We start from the raw sequence: 2,594 nt of genomic DNA, 5'->3' as shown, positions 1-2,594 counted from the left end.
TACACCGTGTCCGACGCGCTCTTTGCCGCCACCGCCGAGTTCGCGCTCGCCGAGCGCCTGCCGATGGCGGTGCACGCGTCGGAGTCGCGCATCGAGCAGATGCTGGTGCAGGCGGGCGAAGGCGACTTTGCGCCCGGGCTGCGGGCGCGGGGCATCGACACGCCGCCGCGGGGACGGACGACGGTGGAGATGCTGGACCGCCTGGGCGTCCTCCGTGCGCGGCCCCTGCTGATCCACTGCGTCCTGCTGGACGCGGACGACATCCGTCGCGTGGCGGATACGGGCTCCGCTGTGGCCCACTGCCCCGTGGCGAACGCCCGTCTTGGCCACGGGCTGGCGCCCTACCCGGAGATGATCGAAGCCAACGTGCGCGTGGGGCTGGGCACGGATTCCGTCGGCAGCAACAACCGGCTGGACCTGCTGGAAGAAGCCCGCATCGCCTCCATCCTCCACCGCGCGCGCGTCGCCCGGCCCGACGTGCTGTCCCCCACCGACCTGCTGAAGCTGGTGACCATCGACGGGGCGCGGGCGCTGGGGCTGGATGGGACGATCGGCACGCTGGAGCCGGGGAAGGCGGCGGACCTGTGCGCCGTCTCCCTGGCCGCGCCCCACGTGCAGCCCGTGCACGACCCCCTCGCGGCCGTCTTTCACGCCGCCCGCGGCTGCGACGTGGTGATGACGGTCGTGGACGGGCGCGTGCTGTATCGCGACGGGCAGCTTTCCACGCTGGACCCCGCCGGGCTGGAGCCGCTGCTGGCGGATGCCGCGCGGCGGCTGCGCGAGGTGATGACGTGAGCTCGGCGGCGGCGGGCAGCCTGGATGAGCGGGCGCGGGAGGTACGCCGCGTCCTCAACATTATGCTGGCCGTCAGCCTGGTGCTGGTGGCAGCCAAGACGGCCGCGGGCGTGGCGACCGGCTCGCTTTCCATCCTGGGCGGCGCGTTCGATTCGGGGCTGGACGTAATGACCACGCTGGCGGCCATCGCACTGGCGCGCGTGGCCGCCGCGGAGCCGGACGAGCAGCATCCCTACGGCCACGAGAAGTTCGAGGCGCTGGGTGCGCTGGCCATGGTGGCCTTCCTCTCCATCTCTGTCTTCGAACTGGTGCAGAGCGCCGTCGGCCGCCTGCGCGAAGGTGGGCACGAGGATGTGGATTCGTGGCTCGGCGTTGCGGTGATGGGCGGCTCCCTGGTCCTGGGCCTCACCGCCTCGCTGTTCGAGCGGCGCAAGGGGAGGGCGCTCAACTCCGAGTTGCTGCTGGCCGATGCCGCGCACCTGCGGGCGGACGTATACGTGACGCTGGCCGTGCTCGCGGGGCTGCTCCTGGTGAAGCTCGGATGGCGGTCGGGGGACGCTTGGACGGCGCTTCTCGTGGCCGTGCTGATCTTGCGTACGGGATGGGAGATCCTGCGCGAGACGGTTCCGGTGCTGGTGGACGAGGCCGCGGTGGAATCCACCGAGATCCGCCGCATGGCCGAAGCGATGAACGGCGTGGAGGCCGCCTACGACGTGCGCAGCCGCGGCCGCCCCGGTGCGCGCTTCGCGGAGCTGACCATCGTGGTTCCGACGGAGATCGGCCTGGAGGCCGCGCACGACATCGCCGACCTGGTGGAGGAAGAAGTCAGGCGTTGGCTCGGCGCGCGCCGCGTAGTCGTGCACGTGGAGCCCCGTTCCGCCGCGCCGGAACCGGCGCTGAACCCGGGTGCCCGCGCGTGACCTCGCTCCCACGCGCCACCGGCGACGAGCTGATGGACGAGCCCGGCCAGGACGCCGCGGAGCTGGCCCGCAGCCTCGCGGACCTGCGAGGCGTCAACCGTTGGCTGGGAGGGACGCGTATCGTCCTCCACCACCTCTCGCGGCTGATCGCGCGCGACGCGGATCGAACCTGGCGCATCTTGGACGTGGGTACCGGCTCGGCCGACATTCCACTCGCCATCGCCCGCTGGGCCCGGGCACGGGGCGTAGCGGTGGAATTAGTGGCGACGGACCTTCATCCCACGACGCTGGACGTGGCCCGCACGCGGATCGCCGGGCATCCCAACCTGCGCGCCGAAGCGGCGGATGCGCTGGACCTGCGCTACCCCGACGCGTCGTTCGATGTCGTCCTCTGCTCCACCGCACTCCATCACTTCAACGAGCGTGATGATGTTCTCCGCGTGCTGCGGGAGATGGACCGCGTGGCGCGCGTGGGCGGCATCGTGAACGATCTCCGGCGGTCGCGCCCGGCGCTCGTGGGGGCGAACCTGCTCGCCGCCACCGTCTGGCGTACGCACCCCGTGACGCGGCACGACGGCCCGCTCTCCGTCCGCCGCTCCTTCACGCCCGCGGAGCTGCGCGAACTCGCGGCGGCCGCGGGGCTGCGCGGCGCACGCGTGCACGCCCACGTGCCGTTTCGCGTGGCACTCGTGTGGGAAGCGGGAGGCTGAGCATGGGCGCGTGGGACGTGGTGGTCGTCGGTGCGGGGCCGGCGGGGAGCGCGACGGCGGCGCATCTGGTCCGGCGGGGGCACGCCGTCCTGTTGCTTGACCGCGCCGCATTCCCGCGCCGCAAGCCGTGCGGCGAATGCGTGAATCCCGCGGGCGTCGCCGCCCTCCG

The 2,594-nt window shown here is 72.5% G+C and carries 4 protein-coding genes; all 4 read left to right on the top strand.

Features of this window, described 5'->3' with window-relative positions:
* The coding region (locus VIB55_RS18395) for an amidohydrolase family protein (protein ID WP_331878130.1) at positions 1 to 795 on the top strand (795 nt) is incomplete at its 5' end.
* Positions 792 to 1,715 carry a cation diffusion facilitator family transporter gene (locus VIB55_RS18390; RefSeq protein ID WP_331878129.1) on the top strand — a complete coding sequence of 308 codons (924 nt, stop codon included), beginning with the start codon at positions 792 to 794 and terminating at the stop codon, positions 1,713 to 1,715. The genes VIB55_RS18395 and VIB55_RS18390, both read left to right, overlap by 4 nt.
* A complete protein-coding gene (locus VIB55_RS18385) occupies positions 1,712 to 2,425 on the top strand; it encodes a methyltransferase domain-containing protein (RefSeq protein ID WP_331878128.1) in 714 nt (237 codons plus the stop codon). The genes VIB55_RS18390 and VIB55_RS18385 overlap by 4 nt, the downstream gene beginning before the upstream one ends.
* Before the next feature lie 2 nt (positions 2,426 to 2,427).
* The coding region (locus VIB55_RS25540) for an FAD-dependent oxidoreductase (RefSeq protein WP_349263050.1) at positions 2,428 to 2,594 on the top strand (167 nt) is incomplete at its 3' end.

Origin of the sequence: Longimicrobium sp. (assembly GCF_036554565.1) — a bacterium.
Taxonomy (GTDB): domain Bacteria; phylum Gemmatimonadota; class Gemmatimonadetes; order Longimicrobiales; family Longimicrobiaceae; genus Longimicrobium.
The sequence above is the reverse complement of the archived record's forward strand: the minus strand, read 5'-3'. Positions and strand labels throughout refer to the sequence as shown.